Raw genomic sequence first — 26,183 nt, forward strand, 5'->3', positions numbered from 1 at the left:
ATACAAACTCCTTTTAAAAAAGATAAAACTGTTGATATATCTCAATTATCCTTTTGAAAGTATAAAAGATGATGCTAAATAAAACAAGCGTTGTCCACAATTTGTGGATAACGCTTGTTTTACAGTGGATAAGTATGTGAATAAGTCCGGTGTTTTGTGATTAACTCGCTGTTTTTTGCAGCACAACCGCCTGCTCTTTTCCCAACGACTCTTTTGCATGCGCAGATACCCACACACTTTCTGGGATTTCCTCTATAGGCGTAAAGCCCATCAGCGCTAAAAAATCATGCGAAGAGGAGTGATTGGCTACAACATAAAAGGTGTCCACACCTTGCTTTTCCCCTAGCGTTTGAACACTTTGGAACAGAGAAACGATATGCCCCTGACCAAGTTTATCTGATATCACAAGTGATCTTAGCAATCCTTCTTGTTCATTTAGTCGTTCAAGGCCTAAACAGCCTGCAAGCTCACCGTCTGCATCTTCCATGACCACAAATGACGTACGCTCTGCAATCGTCACCCCGCCTTTTGCTTGGCCTTTTTCAAGAAAAGCATTAATGGCCGGGGCATCTTCTTCTGTCGCTATTCTTAATTGATAATACATGCTTTCACCTCTTTTTGTTCTCTTACTTCAACTCTATGAGGCAAAAACAGATTTAGACCTTTTTTAAGAGAAAAGACTAGAGACCCATTCGAACAGAAAGAATTTCACTTCACCCGTCTCTTCTTCTTTTACCACTTCATTGACAGATTCATTTGATGGCTCTGCGGCTACCTGCTCTTTATCATCTCCTTCTGGTGAGGCGATCGCTTCTCCGTTTGAAAAATCGATAAAGCAGAGAGGTGGGAATAACACACACCACCAATTGGCTCCGTCTCCTTCCCCTAACGTAATCAAAATGGCTTCATATTTCCCAGCAGGATAAACAAAGTTGCCATATAGCTTTGTTGGAAATGAGGCTTTTTGAAAGCTGACCGATACGGATTGATCAATGTGTTGTTCCTTTAATTTTGCTTTGGCAATACGATTGATGTCTGGAAGCTTTGAACGAATCACACGTCTAGCTTCTTCAATGGATGTGAGGTCTTTCACCCATTCCGTTATATTGGCATTGACCTCATCTCGAATACTTCGTTTCACATCTTGATCTGCCGACTGGTCACTGTTGGCTAAAATGCGTAAACGAATGGCTTCATCTGGAATCACAACAGGCTGATTGGCAGAAGCAGCCGCCGTCTCCTCTTTTCCAAGGTTTGCAAAAGCACCACATAATAATAGAAACATATAAAGACAAATCATCATTTTACTTTTGAACATGATGTGTTCCCCCCACTTTTTCTCTTCGCTACAAACATTGTGTCCAGGAAACGCATCTCGTAAACAGCAAAAATGATTTTTTTAATAGATTATGAGTAAAAAACAACTACATGAGGAAAGCGAATCAATGTTTTTTCTGCATGCAAAAAAGCCATTCAACAACTTATGAACGGCTTTTTAGTGAGGATTGGTAATCGGACGGGTACAGTCTCCCATCCCAATCTCGGCTGATTTTTAATCCCGAATCTGTTTTGATAACTGTCATTGCACCTTTTTTCTCAATTTCCTTTTTGACCTTTCCTTTATGGTCAATAAATTGAATGATCATTTCATAGTCAAATTCAATCCTGTCATCGCTTTCATCTGAAGGTGTAAACGTAATTTTTTTCAGTTTAATTTGACAATCTTGATCTTTTGCTGCTTCTAATACACTTGGAAACATGCTGTCTTCTGTATATTCTTGATATTCATGCTCGGTTAAATAATCCTTCAACTTCTCCTTCATGTCAGATAGGTCATCCGTCCGATTCACTGTGTATTGTGCTTTTTTATAGTTTTCCCCAAATGCTGCTGCTTCTTTTTTAAAGCTCGGTTTACCGCAAGCACTCACAATCAATAGTACACTGACGATGACCAACACCATCGCATACCTTCTGTTCACACCATTCGCTCCTTCAAAACAAATTTATGTAAAAAATCATGATCAGAATGTTCATTCTTCTATATATACGTTTCCCTTTTACCATAAGTTTCATCTTTACATAATAAAATAGTCCGACTTTATTCAGCCGGACTTCCGTTTTGAATGTGTGCGCAAACTGCTCGATCCTTTCTGTTGATGTCCTTGATGATATGAACATCAGCTGAAGGGAACGCCTGCAAAAGAAGCGCTTTTACATCTTGTGCTTGTGTATGTCCTATTTCAAAGACAACCACCGCTTGCTGATGAAGTACTTTGTGGAGATCACAGGCGATACGCTCATAAAACCACAGGCCATCACGCCCATCTGTCAGCGCATTGACAGGTTCATGCTTTGTGACAACCTCTGATAAACCATCCATTTCTTCTGCCGCAATATAAGGCGGATTAGAAATAAACACATCGACTTTGATGCCTTGATCCATAATCGGTTCAAGTAAATCCCCTTGGACAAAATGAACGTCTGCACCAAGCGCTTCTTGATTTCGCTTTGCTACTTCAAGTGCTTCACGTGAAATATCCGTCGCTGTCACAGTGAGAGATTCTTTTTCAAGAGCTAACGTAATCGCAATTGCACCGCTACCTGTTCCTACATCAACCGCTTTGAGCGGCTGATCATCAGGAAACACACGATTTATCATGTTCAATGCCGCCAACACCACTTCCTCCGTTTCAGGACGAGGAATCAGAACGTGTTTGTTTACCTCAAAAGGACGCCCATAAAAAAATTCAACACCCGTTAAATGCTGCACAGGCACTCCACGCTTGTGCTGCGCGACGAACTCGCTGAATTGTGAATCTTGCTCCTCTGGCAGTGGATCATGAAAACGGGCAAGAAGTTCACTTCTGCTCCATCCAAGCACATGCATCAACATTAACTCTGCTGCGTTTTGGTCTCTGCCCGCTTCCGTTAACAAAGAAGAAGCCCATTTAAGGGCTTCAAAGATCGTTCGCTCTTTATTTTGCATTTTGAAGTTTTCTTGCTTGGTCTTCCATAATTAATGCATCAATGACCTCGTCAAGTTTTCCTTCTAAAATTTGATCAAGCTTTTGAATCGTTAATCCAATGCGGTGGTCCGTCACGCGGTTTTGTGGGAAATTGTACGTACGGATACGTTCTGAACGATCCCCTGTTCCAACAGCAGATTTACGGGTTTGATCATATTCAGCTTGTGCTTCACGCTGGAATTTATCATAAATTCTCGCACGCAAAACTTTCATCGCTTTTTCTTTGTTTTTGATTTGTGATTTCTCATCCTGACAGGAAACCACTACACCTGTTGGAAGGTGAGTCAAACGAACAGCAGACATTGTGGTATTAACACTTTGTCCCCCAGGTCCGCTTGATGCGAATGTATCCACACGAATATCTTTTTCGTGGATATCAATTTCAACTTCCTCAGCCTCTGGTAATACAGCAACTGTCGCTGTTGATGTATGAATACGGCCGCCTGACTCAGTTTCTGGAACACGCTGCACGCGGTGTGCACCGTTTTCAAACTTTAGTTTAGAATATGCACCTTTACCGCTAATCATAAAGATGATCTCCTTATAACCGCCAGTTCCAGTGACACTCGCTTCCATGACTTCCGTTTTCCAGCCTTGCATTTCAGCATAACGGCTGTACATACGGTACAGGTTTCCTGCAAACAGCGCAGCCTCTTCTCCGCCCGCTGCACCACGAACCTCCACAATAACGTTCTTATCGTCATTCGGATCTTTCGGGATGAGCAAGATTTTCAGCTCGTCTTCTAAACGTTCTGTTTCCTCTGTGAGCTCTGAAATTTCTTCTTTGACCATGTCGCGCATATCGGCATCGAGCTTATCTTCCAGCATGGCTTTCGCATCACTTAGCTGATCATATGCCGCACGATATTGTCTATATACCTCAACAGTTTCTTGAATATCAGATTGTTCCTTCGAATATTCACGAAGCTTCTTAGGGTCGTTCACCACTTCAGGGTCACTTAAATATTCATTTAGCTTTTCATAGCGTTCTTCAATTGATTTTAAACGGTCTAACATGGTCTTCACCTCTGTTTTGTGCGTAACAGTCTAATTATAGTATAGCGGGGTATGACAGTCAAAAAAATTTCCAAAACAATTGATTTTCTGCAATTTTTCACTAGAAAACACGATCTTTGGCGATTGGTTACTTGTTTTGTCTAACGTGAAGGAACGGATGCTCACGAAAGAGAATGGTACTTGTAATTGAAAAAAGGGAGGGCATTTGGTTTGAATACAAATGAGGTTGCAAAGGAAATTGGTGTATCTTCAAAAACCATTCAGCGCTGGGTCAAACAGCTCAACATCCCTGTCGCCCGGAATGAACTTGGACATTACGAATTTCATGATGACATTGTCCAGCTGCTCAAAGAGGTCCAACACCAAATGAACGAAGGTGTGATTCTCCATGACATTAGACTGCCGATCCATGAAGAAACCGCCCAGCAATTATCACCTGCTGTAGAAACTTCTGACTCATCAAAACGGATAGAAGCCTTAGAAGAACAAGTGAAACAGCTCCTTCAAGAGCAATCACATGTCAGTCATATTGAAGCCCGTTTCCAAGAATTAGAACGGAAACTCGCTAAGAAAGCAGATGAAGGCGTTTCCTACCAGCTCCTCCAGCACAGAAGAGAAATTGAAGAATTAACTGCAAAATTAGAACGCCTCACAGCCACATTGACAAAACCAAAACCATCAAAAGAAGAAGAAAAGGAAAAGGCACACCCCGACATGAAAAAAAAGCGTGTGCTCTTCCCTCTGTTTCATTCATTTCGCTAAGAAAGGCTGCCTATAAGGCAGCCTTTCTACTATATTATACGGTAAGTGCAATAATGATCGGTAATGTAATGAGTGACATGATCGCACTGATCACAAATGCCGATGCTGTTTCTGCTTCCTGTTTCTCAAATCGAGTGGCGATCATGGCCGCAACAGCTGAACCTGGGAAGGCAACAAGCAATACAGCTTTTGTAATTTCATCCGCCGAAAGACCCATAAGAATGGCGATAAAATACATAAGTAACGGTTGTACAGCTACTTTGAGCAATGCGATACTGAAAGCTGGTAAGCTCAGTTTAATTTTGCGGATACCGACTGTGACACCGACTGCAAAGAGCGCAACCCCTGATGTCACACTTCCAATTTCCTCTAGCATTTCATGTCCGATTTCAGGAAGTTTAAATCCTAAAAGAACAAGAATGATACTTGCTAACGGTGCAAGCGCAAGCGGCTCTGATAAACCGTGCAAAATCGCTTTCGTCGTCATTTTCAGGAAACTTTCGCCGTCTTTGGCTTTTCCTTTTGTTTTTTCACCGACAGTTGACACAATAATAGCAATTGGATCAAGCAATGCATTTACAACTATTCCGGTAATAGCAATCGGAATTGCAACTTCTTGAGCCCCAAATAAACTGCCCAAGACCGGAATCCCCATAAATGCAAAGGTCGGTTGTGCTGAGTTTAATGAGAAAACAGATGAATCTGTTAAATCATATTTAAAAGCAAATTTCGTAACTAAAAGGATAATGATATAAAAGCCTACGATTCCGAGAATCAATGCAACGAAAAATGGAATTTGACTATAGAATTTATCTTTTGGTGTTGACAGAATGCTGGCGATAAAGTGCGCTGGCAAAGCATACTTTGTAACAAGTGTACTTACACCTTTTGCAGATTTAGCGTCATAGCTGCCGAAGTTCCCTGCGAACCAACCCAGCGCGATAACGAAAAAAATCGGTGCTAGGAGGATCAAAATATTTAAAAAGTCCATCTTACTATTCCTCCTTGAATCCTTTACATGTTTCTTATTTTATAGCGGCATTGCTTACATTACCCGAAACAATGCCGCGTTACACATTTTATTATGCTCTTACAATTTTTTTATATTCAGGAATCCACATAGCATCTTTTACAGCTTGTTCGATGTTGTCAGGTGTTCTTCTTGCGACACCATCTTTAATTGCTGCTTTTGCTACTTCAACAGCTACCTTGATTGATACTTCTTGCAATTTATCAATGCTTGGAAGCAGTCCAGCGCCTGGTTTTTCATGATCAACCATTTCAGCGATCGCATTTGCAGAAGCAACGAACATGCCTTTTGTGATAATTTTTGATTCCGTTACGATTGAACCAAGACCAAGTCCAGGGAAAACGAACGCATTGTTTGATTGTCCGATTTCATGTTCAATTCCGTTATACTCGACATTTTCGAATGGGCTTCCAGTTGCAACAAGTGCACGACCGTCTGTCCATTTGAATAGATCTTCCGGTACTGCTTCAGCAAGTGGAGTTGGGTTAGACATCGGCATGATCACTGGACGCTCTGTATGAGCTGCGATTTCTTTAATAATTTCTTCAGTGAATGCGCCACCTTGACCTGATGTACCAATAAGAATGGTTGGCTTCACCTTGCGAACAGCTTCAGCAAATGAGATTTGTCCTTTTTCATCACGAGCCCAGCCTTCTACTTCATCAGAAGAACGAAGGTATGGTTTTTGGAAATCAAGCACTTCATCTTCAAACTGATCTGTTAGTAACCCTCTGTAGTCTAACGTCCAGAATGCATTGTTTGCTTCTTCTTCACTTAGACCTTCAAGAACCATTGTGTCACGCATTTGATCGGCGATTCCGATTCCAGCTGATCCAGCTCCGAAAATCATCACACGGTGATCTTTCAATTGAGTACCAGTTTTCTTGACAGCTGCAAGAACACCCGCTAAAGTAATGGCACCAGTACCTTGGATATCATCATTAAATGTTAAGATGTTGTCGTTGTATTTTTTCATGATGTTACGCGCATTTTTGTTTCCAAGGTCTTCCCAGTGAAGCAATGCTTTCGGGAAGAATTTAAGTGCTGCTTTTACATACGCATCAATGAATTCTTCGTATTTTTCACCTTGTACACGTTTGTGGTGGTTCCCGATGTACAATGGATCATTTAATAATTTTTCATTGTTAGTTCCAACATCTAATACAACTGGAATGACGCGGCTTGGATCAATACCTGCTGCAGCCGTGTAAACAGCTAATTTACCAATTGCGATGTTGATACCACCAACACCCCAGTCACCAATTCCAAGAATACTCTCAGAGTCAGTTGCTACGATAAGGTCGATGTCGCCTGCTGTTGCATGTAAGTTTTCAAATGCTTTTTCAATACCGTCAATGTTGTCGATTGAAAGATAGACACCATGAGGTCTTCTGTATTCATGGCTGTATTCTTGAATCGCTTCACCAACAGTTGGTGTGTAAACAACAGGAAGCATTTCACGAAGCTTGTCCGTTAGAAGCTTATAGAACAATACTTCGTTACGGTTTTGCAAATCACTTAAGTATACGTTTTGACGAAGACGATCTGGCTGAGCTAGAAATTGCTTGTATGCTCTCTCTGCTTGCTGTTCTAAAGTCAGAACAGTTGGAGGAAGTAATCCTTCTAGTCCAAGCTCTTGTCTTTCTTCTTCAGAGAAAGCAACGCCTTTGTTCAACGTTGGAATCGATAATACATCTTTACCTGTCAAAGTGGTTTCGAGGTACCCTTCTTTTGTTTTCTTCACGTTGTTCATCAAAAACTACCCTCTTTCTAAAATATAAATAAAGTGAACTATTAATACAAAGAACGATCAAGGAGAAAAATCCTTAATCAAAAAAATTATGACAAGAAATCGAACTTTTCGTTTAAATGCTTTACACTACAGTTAGTCATTTTATGCCTGCTTATACCAAAACGCAAGCGTTGAAAATTAGATAATTTTTTCGTAGCGTTATTTAATTTATTTAAGTACAAATGATGGGTGTTCAGCCAAAATCTCGAAAAACGAAACACAGCGGCATTTGCTATTTTTTTAATTGTCAAGTGTTGTACCAACATCTAATTTTGGTACTTCATGGTGATGTCTGCATCGTGCTTCGTATGATTCCTGCGCACCTACTAAAATAATGGGATCATCATAAGATGCGGGTTTACCGTCGATCAAGCGTTGTGTTCTACTCGCTGGGGAGCCGCATACCGAACAAACTGCTTGAAGTTTTGTTACAAGCTCTGCACATGCCATTAAATGCGGAACAACACCAAATGGCTCTCCTCTGAAGTCTTGATCAAGGCCTGCAACAATGACTCGGTAGCCTTTATCAGCCAATTGAGTGACAATATCAATGATTGTCTCATCAAAAAATTGCACCTCATCAATGCCAATGACATCGGTTCGTTCTGATATGTGCGTTATTATGTCTTTTGGTGAGGTTACTGCAATCCCATCGACGGATGAACCGTTATGTGACACAACTGAGCTTGTGCTATACCGGTTATCAATCGCTGGTTTGAATATTTTTACTTCTTGTTTGGCAAAGGTGGCTCTTTTGGCTCTCCGAATCAATTCTTCCGACTTTCCAGAAAACATACTTCCGCAGATGACTTCAAGCCAACCGCTTTGTTTCATCACATACATAAGGTCTTCTCCCCCGTTTTAAAGTTCCATCAATCCACGTAAAAAAACAGGCAAGAACGGATTCCTGCCTGTTTATTGTATCTATTATTACTTAAGACCGTATTTTTTGTTAAAGCGGTCAACACGTCCATCAGCAGAAGCGAATTTTTGACGGCCTGTATAGAAAGGATGGCACTCAGAGCAAATCTCGATGCGTACCTCTTCTTTTACTGATCCAGTTTCAAACTCATTTCCACAAGCGCATTTGACTGTAGCTTTTTTGTAGTTAGGATGAATTCCTGTTTTCATCTACTGTCATCTCCTTCCGCCCTGAATCCAATTCGGAAACAGAGTTAATATCTCAGAATAAATTCTGAAACGCACATGATAAAATTATAACAGTGTGAGTCTATGATTGCAAATGTATTTTTTCAGGAAGCTATCTTCTTGATGCAGACATATTTGCTTGTTTCCATTCTTGCGTTAAAATATCGAAAAATTCTTGGTTTGTCTTTGTTTTTCTCATTTTGCGCATGAATTTCTCAGCGAAATCAGGTGTATCTGACATTGATTTTCTCATCGCCCATAGACGATCAAGATGTTCTTTAGGCACAAGCAGTTCTTCTTTTCTTGTACCGGAACGACGAATGTCGATGGCTGGGAAAATTCTTCTTTCTGCAAGAGAACGATCTAAATGGAGCTCCATATTTCCTGTTCCTTTAAACTCTTCATAAATCACATCGTCCATACGTGATCCCGTATCAACAAGTGCAGTAGCTAAAATGGTCAAGCTTCCACCTTCTTCGATGTTACGCGCAGCACCAAAGAAGCGTTTTGGACGGTGGAAAGCCGCTGGATCAATACCACCGGAAAGCGTTCGGCCGCTTGGCGGGATGACCAGGTTGTATGCCCGAGCAAGCCTTGTGATGCTGTCCATTAAGATGATGACATCTTTTTTATGTTCAACTAGACGCATCGCACGCTCTAATACAAGCTCTGCTACTTTAATGTGGTTTTCCGGTACTTCGTCAAAGGTTGAGCTAACGACATCCCCTGCAACAGAACGTTCGATATCTGTTACTTCCTCTGGACGTTCGTCAATAAGAAGAACAATCAGTTCTGCCTCTGGATGATTTTCAGAGATACTGTTGGCAATTTCTTTGAGCAAAATGGTTTTCCCAGCCTTAGGCGGTGCAACAATTAAACCACGCTGTCCAAACCCAACTGGTGCCATCATATCCATAATTCTAGTAGACAGGTGATTAGGCTGTGTTTCAAGAATCATTTGACGATCAGGGAATAGCGGCGTGAGTGCAGGAAAGTGAACACGTTCCTTAGCTGATTCTGGGTCGTCCCCATTTACCGCTTCGACATGAAGGAGGCCATAGTAGCGTTCATTCTCTTTTGGAGGTCGTACCTTTCCAGACACCTTATCACCATTTCTTAAATCAAAGCGTCTGATTTGTGAAGCTGAAATATAAATGTCTTCAGAGCTTGGGGAGTAGTTAATTGGTCTTAAGAAACCAAATCCCTCTGACTGAATAATTTCTAGAACCCCTTCCATAAATAAGAGATCCTCTTGCTCAGCATTCGCCTTTAAGATGGCAAAAATTAATTCTTTTTTTGTTAGTTTGCTGTAATAAGAGATTTTGTACTTTTTTGCTAACTCATACAGCTCTTTTAATTTCATATTTTCCAAAGATGAAATCGAAACATCTTTCAATATGGACACCACACTTTTCTAGTCAATGTATTTCATTACGAATGCATGACTATTGTATTTGATTAGCTTTTAATTCCGTTTTTGTTGGAATGACCTCGCTCTCATGGTAACGCTCCCACTCGTTTTATCGTAAAGATAGGAACAATGTGAAATTGAGCTTTGTCAACATAGAGAAGGATAATGAGTATATCGTCATGATGCGGCAGTATTTAAACTTGTTGAAGCTTAAAAGAAGTAAATTCGTAGAAAATTTCGCAGCACTCTTTAGTTTTACCTCATTTGCAGGGAATATTCAACTTTAAAAAGAAAATGATATATATTTGACACCTATATGAAAAGCGGGTAAAGAATACCCGCTTTCAGATTACGGACGAATGACAAGATTCGGTTTTTTCTTTAAACTGTGTCTGCCATCGACGAATCGAACAGTACCTGATTTCGCACGCATGACAACACTATGTGTTGTTCCAACAGAGCCTTTAAATTGAACACCTTTTAATAACTCGCCATCTGTTACACCTGTCGCTGCAAAAATGGCGTCATCGCCTTTCACGAGGTCTTCCATTCTGAGGACTTTTCCAACATCCAGTCCCATTTTCTCACAGCGTCTCAGCTCTTCTTCACTTTGTGGAAGAAGCTTACCGTGGATTTCTCCACCAAGTGCTTTAAGCGCAACAGCAGAAAGGACACCTTCAGGCGCTCCACCTGAACCAAATAGAATATCAACACCTGTGTGATCAAATGCTGTATTAATGGCTCCTGCAACGTCACCATCATCGATCAGCTTGATTCTTGCTCCAGCTTCTCTCAGCTCAGCAATGATCTTTTCATGTCGCTCTCTGTTTAAAATTGTCGCAACAACATCTTCAATATCTTTGTTTTTCGCTTTTGCAACAGCACGAAGATTGTCAATGACAGGCGCTTCAATGTCGATGCAGCCTACCGCTTCTGGACCTACTGCGATCTTATCCATGTACATATCAGGTGCATTCAGCAAGTTGCCATGATCTGCAACAGCGATAACAGCTAAAGCATTCCAGCCGCCGCTCGCCACAATATTTGTTCCTTCCAATGGATCAACAGCGACATCCACGCGAGGTCCATATCCGTTTCCAAGCTTTTCCCCAATATAAAGCATTGGCGCTTCGTCCATTTCTCCCTCGCCGATGACCACAGTTCCCTTCATCGGAATCGTATCAAATACATCACGCATGGCACTTGTTGCAGCATCATCCGCTTCGTCTTTTAAACCTCTACCCATCCAACGAGCAGATTTTAATGCAGCTGCTTCTGTCACCCGTACTAGTTCCATCGATAAACTTCTTTCCATTTTTGTCCAAATCTCCTCTCACAGTCAAAGCCTTATGAATTTTGAAGTTCTTCTATTTCTTGGTCATTCAGCTTTTCACGCCAGATGGTTGCACCCAAGCCTTCAAGCTTCTCCTCAAGCATACTATATCCTCTGTCTATATGTTCAAGCCCTGTGATTTCGGTCACACCGTCTGCCATTAACCCTGCAACAACGAGACAAGCACCTGCTCGCAGATCACTTGCTTTGACCTTTGCACCTTGAAGCTGCGTTTGACCTGTAATAATGGCAGATCTTCCTTCCACCTTCATGTTAGCACCCATTCGACGCAATTCGTCAATGTGTTTAAAGCGGGCAGAGTAAATGGTATCTGTCACGACACTCGTGCCTTTCGCTTTTGTTAACAAAGCCGTCATCGGCTGTTGAAGATCGGTCGGAAAGCCCGGATACACAAGGGTTTTGATATCGACAGGCTTGAGTCCTTCATTTCTGCCAACGATCAGCATTTGATCGTTGCTTGTTTCAATTGTAAATCCCATCTCTCTAAGTTTCGCCGTAATTGATTCTAAATGAGTTGGGATCACATTATCAAGCACAACTTCATTCCCCATCGCTGCACCTGCAATTAAAAATGTACCTGCTTCTATGCGGTCAGGGATGATGGAATGCCTGCAGCCATGAAGAGATTCCACACCTTCGATCCGAATCACATCCGTCCCCGCACCTTTGATTTTAGCTCCCATGCTTGCAAGCAGTGTTGCTACATCAATAATTTCGGGTTCTTTTGCGGCATTTTCAATCACTGTTTTCCCTTCAGCTAGCACGGCTGCCAGCATGATATTGATGGTCGCACCTACACTGACAACATCAAGATAAATACGGGCTCCGACTAATTTTTCAGCGCGCAAATAAATCGCACCCTGTTCGTTTGTCACCTCGGCTCCAAGTGCTTCAAAGCCTTTGATATGCTGATCGATCGGTCTAGGTCCTAAGTGACAGCCCCCTGGTAATCCAATGACAGCCTGCTTGAATCTACCGAGCATGGCGCCCATTAAATAATAGGATGCTCGTAGTTTCTTCACTTTCCCATTAGGAAGCGGCATGCTGATCATGGAGGCAGGATTGACAACCATCTCACCTTTTTCAAACGTGACCTTTCCGCCAATCTCTTCTAACAGATCTCGTAATGTGTCAATATCTGAAATATGCGGAAGGCCTTCAATGGTTACTGGAGAATCAGCGAGAATCGTGGCAGGAATCAGTGCCACAGCACTATTTTTCGCACCACTAATATGTACGGTCCCGCGCAAGGGGTCACCGCCGGCAATGTTTAACTTTTCCATATTTGTCTCCCTTCTTAAAGAAGATCACTGTTGGAGTTATACTGTTTGTGGATGTCGCGCTTTAAAAGGTCTTGTCCAAAATTTAGCCAATATCAAGAGAAAGAATACAGGTTAAACGAAATTTGTCGGAAGAAAAATAATCGAAGCTTTGCGAGGCTGTGATGTTCTCTTCTTTGCACAAAACATTTCTTAGCGTATTTAAGGAAAACTGCGGCAAACGGATGCGTATCCGTCTGCCACAATCACTTATTTATTCCAGTCTGCTAAAAATTGCTCAATGCCTGCATCCGTTAATGGGTGTTTTGTCAGCTGCTTGATGACTTTCAGCGGCATTGTGCCGATATGAGCACCTCTAAGCGCAGCTTCTGTCACATGTTGCGGGTGACGAATGGATGCAGCAATGATTTGTGTATCTAATCCATGAACATCAAAAATGGTTTTCACTTCACTAATGAGATCAAGACCATTTTGGCCAATGTCATCTAAGCGGCCGAGGAATGGAGAGACATACGTCGCACCAGCTCTAGCTGCAAGAAGTGCCTGGTTTGCACTAAAAATCAACGTGACGTTTGTTTTAATCCCAAGGTCTGTTAACGCTTTGACTGCTTTAAGACCGTCTGTTGTCATTGGGATTTTCACTGTGATATTTGGTGCAATAGCAGCCAGCTCTTTTCCTTCTTCAATCATTTCTTCTGCTTTGAGAGAAATGACTTCCGCACTAACTGAACCTGATACCACGTCAGTGATTTCACGAAGGCGGTCGTGGAACGATACGTCCTTTTCTTTCGCTACTAAACTAGGGTTTGTTGTCACGCCTGCTAAAATGCCAAGCTCGTGTGCCTCTTTGATGTCTGCGATATTCGCTGTGTCTACGAAAAATAACATAACTGTGCCACTCTCCTATCAATAAATTGTCTGAAATGTAAATTTGATTGCGCTTTCTCATGATATGGAGAAAACCGCCTGTGACTCAGGCGGCTTTCGGTTCTCATCAAATTATGCTTGGTTAGAAGAACCAAATTCACGCATTTTGCCGATAACAGTCGCTTTAATTGCGTCACGAGCTGGTCCAAGATATTTACGTGGATCATACTCTTCTGTTTTTGCAGCAAGTGTTTCGCGAACTGCTTTCGCAGAAGCAATTTGGTTTTCAGTGTTTACATTGATTTTTGCTGTACCAAGTGAAATCGCACGCTTGATGTCAGCAGTTGGGATACCTGTTCCGCCGTGAAGAACAAGTGGAAGTCCAGTTGTTTTACCGATTTCTTCCATTTCAGCGAAACCAAGGTTTGGTTCACCTTTGTATGGACCATGAACTGAACCTAGTGCAGGCGCAAGGCAGTCAATACCAGTACGTTCTACAAGCTCTTGGCACTCTTTTGGATCAGCATAAATAACGCCCTCAGCGATGACGTCGTCTTCTTGTCCACCAACAGTTCCAAGCTCAGCTTCTACAGATACACCGTGGAAATGTGCAAGCTCAACCACTTTTGCAGTTGTCGCTACGTTCTCATCAAATGGATGGTGAGAAGCATCAATCATCACAGAAGTAAATCCTGCATGAATCGCTTTTGCACAAGATTCAAAGCTTGAACCGTGATCTAAATGAATCGCAACAGGAACTGTTACATTATATTCTTCGATTAACGCTTTTACCATTGCGACAACTGTTTTGAAGCCGCCCATGTAGCGTCCTGCTCCTTCAGATACTCCTAAGATAACTGGAGATTTCTCTTCTTCAGCAGCTTGTAAAATCGCTTGCGTGAATTCTAAGTTATTTAAGTTAAACTGTCCAACAGCGTAACCTTTTTCCTTTGCGTCTTTCAACATTTCTGTCATTGAAACTAAAGGCATGATGAAAAATCCTCCCTATGTAGCTAATTTGCTTACTAAAAAAAGCTCTCCACCCTAGCATGACCAGAATTTCTCGCCATATGTAAACTTTCAAAGTCAGATCGCTTTCTTCTTCTTATCTAGAATACCAATTATTCGACAAATCGGCAACAGAATGACTTGATTCAATCATTTCCATCTAGCCATTTGTTTCGAGCGGCAAGTATTCTTTGACCGCATCACGGATTTCATCAATATCAAATGGTTTAGCAAAATGCGTTAATGCACCGAGCTCTTTAGACTCTTGAATCATATCTAGTTCGCCATAAGCTGTCATAATGATCACGCGAATGTCTTCATCAATTAATTTCATGCGTTTTAAAATCTCAATGCCATCCATTCCGGGAATTTTCATATCAAGCAGGACAAGGTTTGGTCTATGGTTTTTCACAATATCTAATGCCTGTAGTCCGTTAGCGGCTTGAAAGGTTTGATAGCCTTCTTTATGAAACACTTCATTCAGCAATATTCTAATACCGTACTGATCATCGACAATTAAAATTTTCTCATTCATCTGTTACACCCCATTGCTTTCATTTTTCGCCATAAAAAGAGCTGTTGTTAAATAATTCTGTTTGATTTTCACATTTCCTTTAATTATAATAGTTTACTTTACGACATTTTCTGAGCATTTTTCCTAATATTCTCTATATATTCTATTATAAAATGATCTGACAGAAGGAGGAAATGAGTCTTGTTAAAAATTTTCACTACCCAATTATCAGGTATTTTTTCACGTATTGGAGGTAAGCAGGCCGAAGCGATCGAAGACGGTGCACGCCTTCTTGCTCAGGCCGTTGTCAGTGGACATGCCGTGTATTTTCATGGCAAGAATGAACTGGCGGCTGTAGCCTTAGAGGCATCTGAGAGCAAGGAACCGTTTCCGGGTGCGAAGGTTCTGCCGCTGGATCAAAAGGAGCGCAGCTTACTTCATCCAAGTGACAGGGTGCTTTTATTTTATTCAGATCCAGAAGATCAAGAGATTCAATCCCTTGTCAAAGAGCTGCACGAACAAGGTACACCTATTGTCGGGGTCGGTCCTGCACAAAAGGAGACATCATTTATTGAAGAGCATTGTGATGTCCACATTGATTTTCAGCTCAAAAAACCACTTGTGCCTGCAGAAGATGGAACAAGGTTCGGCTATCCTGCACTGATGACCTGCTTATATGTCTACCATGCTCTATCGTTTACTGTGAAAGAAATCGTTGAGGAATATGAATAAAAAAAACTGCCGAGAAGATGATATTCTCGGCAGTTTTTTGTTTTATTTTGATTCAGATGCCTGTAGTGAAGCACCAACGAAATCTCTAAATAACGGCTGTGGTCTTGTTGGTCTTGAAATGAATTCTGGGTGGAACTGAGAAGCAAGGAACCATGGGTGATCCTTCAGTTCAATGATTTCAACAAGGCGTCCGTCTGGGCTTGTACCAGAGAAGACAAAACCTGCTGCTTCCATTTGCTGTCTGAATTCGTTATTAAACTCATAGCGATGACGGTGGCGTTCGTACACGACTTCGTCATTGTATGCAGCAAATGCTTTTGAGTCTTCGTTTAATTTACAAGGGTATAGGCCGAGGCGAAGTGTTCCACCTAAGTCATCAACATCCTTCTGTTCTGGAAGAAGGTCGATGATTGGGAATGCTGTTTCTGGATCAATTTCAGCGGAATGTGCTCCCTCTAAACCTAGTACGTTTCTCGCATATTCGATAGATGCGACTTGCATACCTAAGCAGATTCCGAAGAATGGCACTTTGTTTTCGCGCGCATATTGTGTTGCAATGATTTTCCCTTCTACTCCGCGGTCTCCGAAGCCTCCAGGAACAATAATGCCGTCTACATCTTGAGCGAAATCAGCCATATTTTCTGCTGTGACTTCTTCTGCGTTGATCCATTTGATTTGAACATCCGCATCAAATGCATAGCCCGCATGACGAAGTGATTCAACGACAGAAATGTATGCATCTTGCAGCTCAACATATTTCCCTACAAGACCAATTGTGACTTGTTTTGAAAGGTTTTGCACTTTATCAACAAGCGCCGTCCACTCCGTCATGTCCGCATCTTGACAGTCAAGCTTCATGTGCTCACATACAAGCTTGTCTAATCCTTGTTTTTGTAAATCAAGCGGAATCGAATAAAGGGTATCTGCATCCTGACATTCGATGACTGCTTTCGTATCAATATCACAGAATAGCGCAATTTTGTCCTTCATGTCTTGTGCCAATGGCATTTCAGTTCTGACCACAATGACGTTTGGCTGAATACCTAGACTACGAAGTTCTTTTACACTATGCTGTGTTGGTTTTGTTTTCAGTTCGCCTGCAGCACGGATGTAAGGAACAAGAGTACAATGAATGTACATCACGTTTTCACGGCCGATGTCACTCTTCATTTGACGAATCGCTTCAAGGAATGGAAGGGATTCGATGTCTCCTACTGTTCCACCGATTTCTGTAATGACCACATCTGCACCCGTTTCTTTCCCGGCACGGTACACACGGTCTTTGATTTCATTTGTAATGTGGGGAATAACCTGTACTGTTCCACCTAAGTAGTCGCCGCGGCGCTCTTTCTTCAAAACAGTAGAGTAGATTTTACCTGTTGTAACGTTGCTGTACTTATTTAAGTTAATGTCAATGAAACGCTCGTAGTGACCTAAGTCAAGGTCTGTTTCAGCACCGTCGTCTGTGACAAATACCTCACCGTGCTGGTATGGACTCATTGTCCCTGGGTCTACGTTGATATATGGATCAAATTTTTGAATGGTGACATCCATCCCTCTATTTTTCAGAAGGCGGCCTAACGATGCAGCCGTGATCCCTTTTCCAAGTGAGGAAACAACTCCTCCTGTTACAAAAATATACTTTGTCATTTCGTATGCTCCTCTCTTTTTTACCCTTGCATGACTAGACATGCACAGCTTCATCCTTTTAGAGTGTATCCCTAAATCTCTTGAAAAATAAGAAAGCTCCCTTTCAAATAAATGAAAGGGAGCGTAAATGAACGTATCTTTACGTACTCTTTTTTAGAGAGCCCAAAATACATACTACATAGTTCGCTCTGGAAAGTCAAGACGGTTTTGTCCTGTTTTCAGGACCGGTTTGTGAGGGTTATTTGTCTTCCTCATCATCGTCTAAATCGTCTTCATCAATTTCCGTTAAGCCGTCATCATCTTCATCATCATCTTCGTCGAAGTCTTCTATCTCTTCATCGATTTCTTCATCATCTAGGTCAAGGTCCTCGTCGTCTTCAACAAGATCAAGATCTTCTTCAAGCTCGTCGATTTCTTCTTCCTCTTCAATATCATCGAAGTCTTCTTCAACGACAGCAGCTTTTGTTTTTTTCTTTTTCGCTTTTGTTTTCACAGCTGGCTGAACTTCTTCTTCGATTTGATCAACTGGATACCAGCTGCGAAGTCCCCATCTCTGATCACCTAACGAAATAAAGCGGCCATCTATATTTAAGTCTGTATAAAATTGAGCAAGTCGATCATCAAGATCAGATTTTTGTATCCCTTGCAAACGGACAATTTCATCTATTAACTCGGAAAACGTAATCGGTGTTTTGCTGTCTCTGAAAATTTCATAAGCAAGTTCAACTAAAGACATTTGTTTGAGCTGTTCCTGTGAGTATTCTTTCAAACTCAAGGTCAGACACTCCCTTTCTATTACATGTATGTATCCATTTATCAGTGAAATAATAAGTATTTATACCTTATTCTTACGACAAACCATACCTCTCATTATAAACAAATTAGGGGAGTTTATGCCACCTTTATTGATGTTAATTTTTGATTTTTTCACAAGAGAAGCCTCTAGCGGTCAATCATTTGTGCCGAATTGGCATAATTCATGTGTGAAGTACACATTTTGCATGCTTTTTTGTCTTCTCTTTTGATGAATACAAAGCCATTTACTCTTCTTAAAAAAGGGGATTTATTCCTTCACAAAATGTTCACTTACGACGAATTGAAACAGAAATCTATAATAAATAGACTAATTTTGAGAGGTTGATCAAATTGCCAATGACAAAAAAAGAAGATATACAATTTGGTGTCTTGATGTGTTTTTGTATGTTTTCAGTGATGTTCTTTTATAACCTATTTTTAAATGGACGGCTTGGACATATGACATGGTTAGAAGGTGTACTCACCTATGTGATCGGTTTTGCCATCACGTTGTTGATTGAGATGTGTATTGTTGGGCCTTCAGCAAAAAAAGCAGCCAACCGTTTTGCCCCAAAAGGCAAGAAAATCTATTTTATTCTTACTCTTTCTATCTTTATCGTGTTTGGGATGGTGTGTCTCATGTCTTTATGCGGATATGTTGTTCAAAGCATCGGCACAGGATTTCAAACACAATCGATTCTATCTGATTACTTAACGATTTTCGGCCATAATGTCATGTTGGCGTTCCCTTTGCAGATGTTGATTATGGGACCACTCGTCCGTTTTGTTTTCTTCAAATGGATGAAATTAAAACAGACAGCAGCGGTTTAGTCGAAGGGATATGTTACAGCTGGATATTCTGAATGAGTGAAAAAACCAAAGGTACGGTGAATAAAGTGCCCGCAGACATGAGTACAATGAGTTTTCTGCGGCTGTTTTCTTTTTCTTCCTTCTTTTTTGGAGAATTTGAAAGCTCTGTGGAGACCATAATCCATATGATCATTGTGACGATTCCTAAAATGCCAATCAATGTTGTGTTCATCATGATAACCTCCATTTTGATTCTTTTTCCAATTTTACCATAACGATCAGGTGATATGAGATCACATTGGAGAGGATTTCACATTTGAGACAAAAACAGACCACCTCACATCAGGTGGTCTTTACTTGGTTTCTACATATCTAGCAGTTTCCGTGAGATGACCAGCCGCTGGATTTCTTGTGTACCTTCATAGATTTGAGTGATTTTCGCATCACGCATGTATCGTTCGACTGGGTAATCCTTTGTATAGCCGTATCCACCAAAGATTTGTACGGCTTCTGTCGTCACCTTCATGGCTGTATCACCGGCAAAGAGCTTGGACATAGCTGATTCTTTCCCATACGGAAGCCCTTTTGTTTCAAGCCATGCTGCCTGATAGGTGAGCAGTCTTGAGGCCTCAATTGCCGTTGCCATATCCGCTAACTTAAAAGCAATGCCTTGCTGCTGAATGATTGGTTTACCGAATTGTTTGCGCTCCTTTGCATAATTGACTGCTGCATCCAGAGCACCTTGAGCAATACCAACAGCTTGTGCGGCAATACCGTTTCTGCCGCCGTCAAGTGTCATCATCGCTATCTTAAAACCTTCGCCTTCTTGACCAAGCCGGTTCCTTTCGGGTATACGACAGTCTTCAAAGATGATTTCTGTCGTTGGCGATGAGCGGATGCCCAGTTTGCTTTCTTTTTTGCCGATTGAGAAGCCTTGCGTCTCTTTTTCTACAATAAAAGCGGTTGTATTGCGGGATGAAGCATCCTGGTCAGTAACAGCAAACACAATATAATAATCCGCAATGCCTCCATTGGTAATAAAAATCTTTGCACCGTTCAAGACGTATTCATTCCCTGCTTTTACTGCTGTTGTTTTCATTCCGCCGGCATCTGAGCCCGAGCCGCTCTCGGTCAGTGCGTATGCGCCGATCTTCTGACCCGCTGCAAGCGGCTTTAAATACGTCTCCTTTTGCTCATCTGTTCCGAATGTATAGATCGGCCATGAAGCGAGTGATGTGTGAGCAGACAGGGTGACACCTGTAGAGGCGCACACTCGCGAGAGCTCCTCAACCGCTATGACATAAGCCAAATAATCACTACCAATCCCTCCATTTTCTTCTGGCCAAGGGATTCCCGTTAAACCAAGCTCTGCCATTTGACGAAAAATAGCCGGATCATACGATTCTGTTTCATCTCGCTCTGCTGCTGTTGGCTCCACTTCATTTTTCGCAAAATCTCTCACCATTTTTTGTATCATTTCGTGTTCGTCACTTAATTGGAACTGCATCATGAGCCACCTCACTTCATATTAGCTGTTTACAAATAACCAGCCTTTGTATTTCACTTGTTCCTTCATAAATCTCACAAATTTTCGCATCACGAAAGTACCGCTCTGCTCGGTATTGCTTCGTGTAACCGGCTAGACCAAGCAAATGGATGACTTCTGTACTAATATCAACCGCTGTTTTAGATGCAAATAACTTCGCCATCGACGCTTCCTTCGTGACAGGGCGATTGGCCTCTTTATAAGAGGCGGCTTGATAGACAAGAAGTTTTGCCGCTTCCAGCTTGGTGCCCAGATCGCCCAACCGAATGGTCGTTTCAAGGCCAGCTGGGTGCTGCTTTAAATACGTCACCGCCTCATCTAATGCGGCTTCTGCAATGCCAAGGCTTTGAGCCGCAATGCCAATTCTCCCCGCATTTAAGCTAGACATGGCAATCCGAAAGCCTTCTCCTTCTGCACCGAGCAGCTGTTTTTTTGGAATTCGAACACCGTCAAAATGAAGTGTGACTGTTTTTGATCCATGCAGGCCCATCTTCTTCTCATCTTTTCCGATCGTAAATCCTGGTGTCCCTTTCTCCACAATAAACGCTGATATATTTTTCTTAGTAGAAGCAGGGTCTGTCACAGCAAATACAAGATACACTTCCGCTTCACCGCCGCTTGTGATAAAAATTTTCGTTCCATTTAACACATAGTGATCGTCTGCCCGCTCTGCTTTCAACTGAATACTAGAGGCATCTGATCCTGCCTTCGGTTCAGTTAGACAAAAGGCGCCCAGCTTCTGCCCGGACGCAAGCTTGGGAACGTAGGATTCTTTTTGTTCAGTTGTTCCAAACGCCAAAATCGGCATCGTCACAACGGATGTATGAACGGATACAATGACACCGATGGTTGCACTTACTTTGGATAATTCATGAATCGCCATGATATAGGTTGTAAAATCTGCCCCTAATCCGTGATACTTATCTGGGATCGGAATGCCTAAAAAGCCTTGCCGACCCATTTCAGCTAAAAGCGTTTTCGGGAACACGCCCTGTTCCATCGCTTCTACTTCTGGGAAGACATGCTGGCGTGCAAATTCTGCTACTCGTTTTCTCCAAAGACGTTGTTTTTCTGTCAGCAACACATCCATCTTGACTCCCCCTATGAGTGGTCGTGGTAAGTGTAAAAACCTCTCTTTGTCTTTTTGCCCAGCCAGCCTGCGTTCACATATTTTTTCAAAAGAGGACAAGGTCGATATTTGCTATCTCCAAGACCCTCGTGAAGGGTATTCATAATAAATAAACAAGTATCGAGCCCGATGAGGTCGGCGAGACGAAGCGGGCCCATTGGATGGTTCATTCCAAGCGTCATGATGCCGTCAATACTTTCTACATCTGCCACGCCTTCATAAAGGGTGTAAATGGCTTCATTAATCATCGGCATTAAAATGCGATTTGACACAAAACCGGGGAAGTCTTCCACTTCAATTGGCGTTTTGTCTAATGTCTTTGCTGTATCAAAAACAACTTGGTACGTGGCATCATCCGTTTGCAGCGCACGGATCACTTCAACAAGTTTCATCACGGGAACTGGATTCATAAAATGCATGCCAATCACTTTCTCTGGCCTGTTCGTCACGGCTGCTAATTCTGTGATCGACAAGGAAGACGTATTTGTCGCAAATATCGTGTCATCAGGTGCAAATTGATCGAGGGTTTCAAAGATTTGTTTTTTGATCTTCATTTGTTCAGATGCGGCTTCAATCACTAAATGCGTCTGCTGTACATCCTTTAAATCTGTTGAAACAGCCAGCCGCTGTGTAATATCACGGACTGCCTGATGTGCCAGCTTTCCTTTTTCTGCTCGTTTCGTCAGTTGTTTGGTCATTGAGGAAATGGCTCGATGAATCTGCTCCTCTTCTGTATCATGGAGCAGGACGGTATAACCTGACTGTGCAAATACTTGGGCAATACCTGAGCCCATTTGCCCAGCCCCAACGACCATGACGGTCTCTTCTATACTCATGACAATGAACGCCTCCCTTTTAATCCACCTTGATCATGATCGCATCACCTTGACCCCCGCCGCTGCAAATCGCCGCAATGCCGATCCCGCCTCCTCTTTGTCTGAGTGCATGGATCAAGGTCAATATAATACGTGTTCCGCTTGCTCCAATCGGGTGACCAATCGCGACTGCCCCTCCGTTCACATTCATTTTCCGCCGATCCAGTCCAAGCATTTTTTCGCATGCCAATGCAACCGCTGAAAAAGCCTCATTGATTTCAAACAAATCGATATCCTCTACTCGCTTCCCTGTTTTCTTTAACACTTTTTCGATGGCATAGGCTGGTGTTTTCGGAAAATCCTTTGCCTCTACTGCTACTTGGGCATGCCCAAGCACAACTGCCATAGGTTTTTCACCTTGCTGCATGGCGTATGTGTCTTTCATTAATAGAAGCGCACTTGCACCATCATTGACACCAGGTGCATTGCCAGCGGTGATCGTACCTGCCTGATCGAAAACGGGCATCAGTTTTGACAAACGTTCATATGACGTATCACGCCTCGGGGCTTCATCTTCTGAAATCAGCTGATCTCCTTTTTTATTCTTGACGGTAACGGGGATGATCTCATTTTTAAAAAAGCCGCTTTTTTGCCCCTCAATGGCTCGTTCATGACTTCTTAACGCCCAAAGGTCTTGTTCTTCTCGTGTAATGCCAAGCTCTTTCGCCGCCATGCTTCCATACTCACCCATATGAACACCTGTAAACGAACAGGTTAATCCATCTAAAATCATGGCATCTTGTACAGCACCATCTCCCATTTTGTAACCCCATCGTGCTTTTTTCAGAAGATAAGGAGCATGAGACATGGATTCCATGCCGCCTGCCACGATCACATTGGCATCTCCCGCTCGAATGATTTGATCGGCTGTCGTGACACTGCGCATTCCTGAAGCACAGACTTTGTTGATGGTTTGCGTCGGAACCGACCAAGGGAGATCTGCATGTCTAGCTGCCTGTCTTGAAGGAATTTGACCTTGTCCTCCTTGAAGGACACTACCCATGATGACTTCATCCACTTCATGAACATTTGAGGCTCTTTCCAGCGCAGCTTTTATCGTCATCCCGCCTAATTCTGCAGCAGTCAAACGACTTAAAGTTCCACCTATTTTCCCAAATGGTGTTCTCGCTCCAGATACAATGACCGTCGTGCTCATTTCTTTCCCCTCCTGTTTGTTACCGCTTACATAAATGCTAGACAGCTTTTAAATATCGGTGTCCACTGGCCGATGAACAGTCGATCCATCGGCCTGACATCTTTATGAAGCCTGCGTTCTCGTTTCGCCAAACACTGATTTTTCAAGAAGTTCTGCAACATCAAATGTGCCGACCTGTTCTTCTACTTCCTTCGCTTTCGTCCCATCCCCAAGCATGGTTAAACAATATGGGCACCCTGAGCTGATGATGGACGGCTGTACCTGTAAGGCCTGCTCCGTTCTCGCTGTGTTAATCCGAGTACCTGTCTCTTCTTCCATCCACATTAAACCGCCGCCGGCACCGCAGCACATCCCGGATTCACGATTCCGTTCCATTTCTTTCAGTGTCACACCCGGAATGGATTTTAAAATATCTCTTGGCGGATCATAGACCTCGTTATATCTGCCTAGGTAGCAAGAATCGTGGAAAGTAATGACCTCGTTCACTTCATGAATAGGCGTTAATTTTCCCTCTTTTACTAGCTCTGCCAGTAATTCTGTATGATGGTACACCTCTGCCTCGAGCCCGAAGTCTGGGTATTCATTTTTAAATAAATTGTAAGCATGCGGATCGATCGTGACAATTTTGGTTACGTCATTTTTTTGGAATTCTTCGATGTTCTTTGCAGCAAGCTCTTGGAACAAAAATTCATTCCCAAGTCTTCTCGGTGTATCGCCTGAGTTTTTCTCTTTATTGCCTAGGATGGCAAAAGAAACCCCTGCTTCATTGAGCAGTTTTGCGAAGGCAAGAGCAATCTTTTGGCTTCTATTGTCATATGCACCCATCGATCCAACCCAGAATAAATAGTCGAAGGTCTGATCTGCTTTTTTCAGTTCTTTCACCGTCGGTACGTGCACATCTTCTCTTAGTTCACGCCAGTTTTCTCTTTCTTTTCGGTTCAATCCCCATGGGTTCCCTTGTCGCTCGATGCTTGTCATCGCACGCTGTGCATCTGCATCCATTTTTCCTTCTGTCAGCACTAAGTATCTGCGCATATCAATGATTTTGTCGACGTGTTCGTTCATGACAGGACACTGATCTTCACAGTTTCGGCATGTCGTGCATGCCCAGATTTCTTCTTCTGTAATGACCTCACCAATGAGAGAAGGTTGATACATTGCGCTCGCCGCAGATTCTTCCGCTCCGGCTCCTCTTGCCTGTAATGCCAGCTGATTTCCTGTCGTCTGCTTGAAAGCAAGCTGCGGAACCCACGGTGTCTTTGAAGTAATGGCAGCCCCTTTATTTGTTAAATGATCTCTTAATCGTAAAATCAAATCCATTGGAGACAGCATTTTCCCCGTCCCTGTCGCCGGGCACATATTCGTACAGCGCCCGCACTCCACACAAGCGTAAAGATCGATCAGCTGAGATTGACGAAAATCTTCAATTTTCCCAACGCCGAACGTTTCTTGTGTCTCATCTTCAAAATCAATTTTTTGCAGTTTGCCTGGCGGGTCCAATCTGCTGACAAATACGTTGACCGGGCCAGCGATGAGATGGGCGTGCTTAGACTGCGGGACGTACACTAAGAACGTCAGTAAAATAAGAAGATGCACCCACCATGCGACATAGAACACAATTGTTGCCGCAAGTGGTGACAGCCAGCCCAGCAAGAAAGCAATGCCGGAAGCAATTGGCTCAGTTGCTGATAGTGAGTGCCCATGCCAAATGATGTTCATTCCGTTTCCCAGTAATACGGTCAGCATCAATCCGCCAATAAACAAAAGGACAAGCCCTGACTTAAAGCCCCTTTTTAAACGGACTAACTTCTCGACATATCTTCTATGGAACGCCCAAACCACCGCCACTAAAATGAGAAGTGTGACCACCTCTTGGAAGAACGTAAAGACACCGTAAAGCGGACCTAATGGTAGCCCGCTGTCTGGAACAAGTCCCTTCATAATAAAATCAAGGGCTCCGAACTGCACTAAAATAAATCCATAGAAAAACAGCACATGAATGATGCCGCTCTTCTTGTCCTTGAGCAGTTTCTTTTGCCCAAACACATTCACCCAAACACGTTCTAAGCGTTTTTTCATGTCTTTCTGAAATTCTTCTTTTTTGCCAAGACGAATATACGCCGCTCGTGTTCGAATGAGATAAATAAACAAATACACAGCGTAAGCGGTCACTGCCGCAAATGCAATCAAGTTAACAATTAAAAGGCTATTCATCTTGCTCCCCCTTTCATTCCCCAAGACCCACTTTGTTCCGTTTCCATGTTGTACCTCTATCATAAA

26 protein-coding genes are annotated in these 26,183 nt (G+C 42.5%); 3 read left to right on the forward strand and 23 right to left on the reverse strand.

Annotated features, from left to right (window positions below; all coding sequences use genetic code 11):
• Window positions 1-160: 160 nt before the first annotated feature.
• From NST15_RS17155 to prfA, 5 genes are all read right to left on the reverse strand, one after another.
• Entirely contained in the window at window positions 161-604 is a 444-nt protein-coding gene (locus NST15_RS17155; protein WP_007497650.1) for a general stress acyl- n-acyltransferase, read from the reverse strand.
• 63 nt (window positions 605-667) lie between these two features.
• A complete protein-coding gene (gene spoIIR, locus NST15_RS17160) occupies window positions 668-1,318 on the reverse strand; it encodes a stage II sporulation protein R (protein ID WP_017360045.1) in 651 nt (216 codons plus the stop codon).
• 163 nt (window positions 1,319-1,481) lie between these two features.
• Window positions 1,482-1,979, reverse strand: coding sequence for a hypothetical protein (locus NST15_RS17165; RefSeq protein ID WP_008343418.1), 498 nt, complete (start codon window positions 1,977-1,979; stop codon window positions 1,482-1,484).
• 119 nt (window positions 1,980-2,098) lie between these two features.
• Window positions 2,099-2,986 (reverse strand): peptide chain release factor N(5)-glutamine methyltransferase, encoded by an 888-nt coding sequence (gene prmC / locus NST15_RS17170; protein ID WP_342498690.1) that lies wholly within the window; start codon window positions 2,984-2,986, stop codon window positions 2,099-2,101.
• Window positions 2,976-4,043: a peptide chain release factor 1 gene (gene prfA, locus NST15_RS17175; RefSeq protein ID WP_008343422.1), complete on the reverse strand. Its 1,068-nt coding sequence runs from the start codon at window positions 4,041-4,043 to the stop codon at window positions 2,976-2,978. The genes prmC and prfA overlap by 11 nt, the downstream gene beginning before the upstream one ends.
• A gap of 210 nt (window positions 4,044-4,253) precedes the next feature.
• On the opposite strand from prfA, the gene racA reads away from it, so the two are divergent.
• Entirely contained in the window at window positions 4,254-4,805 is a 552-nt protein-coding gene (racA, locus tag NST15_RS17180) for a chromosome-anchoring protein RacA (RefSeq protein ID WP_335352196.1), read from the forward strand.
• 34 nt (window positions 4,806-4,839) lie between these two features.
• On the opposite strand, the gene NST15_RS17185 is transcribed toward racA, so the two are convergent.
• From NST15_RS17185 to NST15_RS17230, 10 genes are all read right to left on the reverse strand, one after another.
• Window positions 4,840-5,796 (reverse strand): AEC family transporter, encoded by a 957-nt coding sequence (locus NST15_RS17185; RefSeq protein ID WP_007497662.1) that lies wholly within the window; start codon window positions 5,794-5,796, stop codon window positions 4,840-4,842.
• A gap of 91 nt (window positions 5,797-5,887) precedes the next feature.
• Complete coding sequence (malS, locus tag NST15_RS17190; protein ID WP_024718762.1) at window positions 5,888-7,588, reverse strand: oxaloacetate-decarboxylating malate dehydrogenase; 1,701 nt, start codon at window positions 7,586-7,588, stop codon at window positions 5,888-5,890.
• A gap of 279 nt (window positions 7,589-7,867) precedes the next feature.
• Window positions 7,868-8,470, reverse strand: a complete 603-nt coding sequence (locus NST15_RS17195) for a thymidine kinase (RefSeq protein ID WP_007497666.1) — start codon at window positions 8,468-8,470, stop codon at window positions 7,868-7,870.
• A gap of 87 nt (window positions 8,471-8,557) precedes the next feature.
• On the reverse strand, window positions 8,558-8,758 hold the full coding sequence (gene rpmE, locus NST15_RS17200; RefSeq protein ID WP_003215407.1) for a 50S ribosomal protein L31: 201 nt from the start codon (window positions 8,756-8,758) through the stop codon (window positions 8,558-8,560).
• A gap of 130 nt (window positions 8,759-8,888) precedes the next feature.
• Window positions 8,889-10,172, reverse strand: a complete 1,284-nt coding sequence (gene rho, locus NST15_RS17205) for a transcription termination factor Rho (RefSeq protein ID WP_007497667.1) — start codon at window positions 10,170-10,172, stop codon at window positions 8,889-8,891.
• 364 nt (window positions 10,173-10,536) lie between these two features.
• A complete protein-coding gene (glpX, locus tag NST15_RS17210) occupies window positions 10,537-11,502 on the reverse strand; it encodes a class II fructose-bisphosphatase (RefSeq protein ID WP_007497670.1) in 966 nt (321 codons plus the stop codon).
• A 32-nt stretch (window positions 11,503-11,534) separates the two neighbouring features.
• Window positions 11,535-12,824: a UDP-N-acetylglucosamine 1-carboxyvinyltransferase gene (locus tag NST15_RS17215; RefSeq protein WP_048001110.1), complete on the reverse strand. Its 1,290-nt coding sequence runs from the start codon at window positions 12,822-12,824 to the stop codon at window positions 11,535-11,537.
• Between the two features lie 246 nt (window positions 12,825-13,070).
• On the reverse strand, window positions 13,071-13,709 hold the full coding sequence (fsa, locus tag NST15_RS17220; RefSeq protein WP_003215343.1) for a fructose-6-phosphate aldolase: 639 nt from the start codon (window positions 13,707-13,709) through the stop codon (window positions 13,071-13,073).
• A 111-nt stretch (window positions 13,710-13,820) separates the two neighbouring features.
• Window positions 13,821-14,678 carry a class II fructose-bisphosphate aldolase gene (locus tag NST15_RS17225; RefSeq protein WP_007497678.1) on the reverse strand — a complete coding sequence of 286 codons (858 nt, stop codon included), beginning with the start codon at window positions 14,676-14,678 and terminating at the stop codon, window positions 13,821-13,823.
• A 178-nt stretch (window positions 14,679-14,856) separates the two neighbouring features.
• On the reverse strand, window positions 14,857-15,231 hold the full coding sequence (locus tag NST15_RS17230; RefSeq protein ID WP_003214681.1) for a response regulator: 375 nt from the start codon (window positions 15,229-15,231) through the stop codon (window positions 14,857-14,859).
• 180 nt (window positions 15,232-15,411) lie between these two features.
• On the opposite strand from NST15_RS17230, the gene NST15_RS17235 reads away from it, so the two are divergent.
• Window positions 15,412-15,942, forward strand: a complete 531-nt coding sequence (locus NST15_RS17235; protein WP_065461234.1) for a DUF2529 domain-containing protein — start codon at window positions 15,412-15,414, stop codon at window positions 15,940-15,942.
• A gap of 42 nt (window positions 15,943-15,984) precedes the next feature.
• On the opposite strand, the gene pyrG is transcribed toward NST15_RS17235, so the two are convergent.
• Window positions 15,985-17,592, reverse strand: a complete 1,608-nt coding sequence (gene pyrG / locus NST15_RS17240) for a CTP synthase (glutamine hydrolyzing) (RefSeq protein WP_017360053.1) — start codon at window positions 17,590-17,592, stop codon at window positions 15,985-15,987.
• Window positions 17,593-17,830: 238 nt separating this feature from the next.
• Window positions 17,831-18,367: a DNA-directed RNA polymerase subunit delta gene (gene rpoE, locus NST15_RS17245; RefSeq protein ID WP_017368217.1), complete on the reverse strand. Its 537-nt coding sequence runs from the start codon at window positions 18,365-18,367 to the stop codon at window positions 17,831-17,833.
• A 377-nt stretch (window positions 18,368-18,744) separates the two neighbouring features.
• On the opposite strand from rpoE, the gene NST15_RS17250 reads away from it, so the two are divergent.
• Window positions 18,745-19,218, forward strand: coding sequence for a DUF2798 domain-containing protein (locus NST15_RS17250; protein ID WP_224559426.1), 474 nt, complete (start codon window positions 18,745-18,747; stop codon window positions 19,216-19,218).
• Between the two features lie 13 nt (window positions 19,219-19,231).
• On the opposite strand, the gene NST15_RS17255 is transcribed toward NST15_RS17250, so the two are convergent.
• The 6 genes from NST15_RS17255 to NST15_RS17280 form a co-directional block, all read right to left on the reverse strand.
• Window positions 19,232-19,429, reverse strand: a complete 198-nt coding sequence (locus NST15_RS17255; protein ID WP_017368219.1) for a hypothetical protein — start codon at window positions 19,427-19,429, stop codon at window positions 19,232-19,234.
• Between the two features lie 132 nt (window positions 19,430-19,561).
• Window positions 19,562-20,704, reverse strand: a complete 1,143-nt coding sequence (locus NST15_RS17260; RefSeq protein ID WP_017368220.1) for an acyl-CoA dehydrogenase — start codon at window positions 20,702-20,704, stop codon at window positions 19,562-19,564.
• A gap of 16 nt (window positions 20,705-20,720) precedes the next feature.
• Window positions 20,721-21,833 (reverse strand): acyl-CoA dehydrogenase family protein, encoded by a 1,113-nt coding sequence (locus tag NST15_RS17265; RefSeq protein ID WP_017360058.1) that lies wholly within the window; start codon window positions 21,831-21,833, stop codon window positions 20,721-20,723.
• An 11-nt stretch (window positions 21,834-21,844) separates the two neighbouring features.
• Complete coding sequence (locus NST15_RS17270) at window positions 21,845-22,708, reverse strand: 3-hydroxybutyryl-CoA dehydrogenase (RefSeq protein ID WP_046526731.1); 864 nt, start codon at window positions 22,706-22,708, stop codon at window positions 21,845-21,847.
• 19 nt (window positions 22,709-22,727) lie between these two features.
• Window positions 22,728-23,903 (reverse strand): acetyl-CoA C-acetyltransferase, encoded by a 1,176-nt coding sequence (locus tag NST15_RS17275; RefSeq protein WP_060781516.1) that lies wholly within the window; start codon window positions 23,901-23,903, stop codon window positions 22,728-22,730.
• 102 nt (window positions 23,904-24,005) lie between these two features.
• A complete protein-coding gene (locus NST15_RS17280; protein WP_060781517.1) occupies window positions 24,006-26,117 on the reverse strand; it encodes a heterodisulfide reductase-related iron-sulfur binding cluster in 2,112 nt (703 codons plus the stop codon).
• Window positions 26,118-26,183: the final 66 nt, after the last annotated feature.

Origin of the sequence: Bacillus sp. FSL R5-0820, from assembly GCF_038593385.1 — a bacterium.
In the GTDB taxonomy this organism is placed as follows: Bacteria; Bacillota; Bacilli; order Bacillales; family Bacillaceae; genus Bacillus; species Bacillus altitudinis.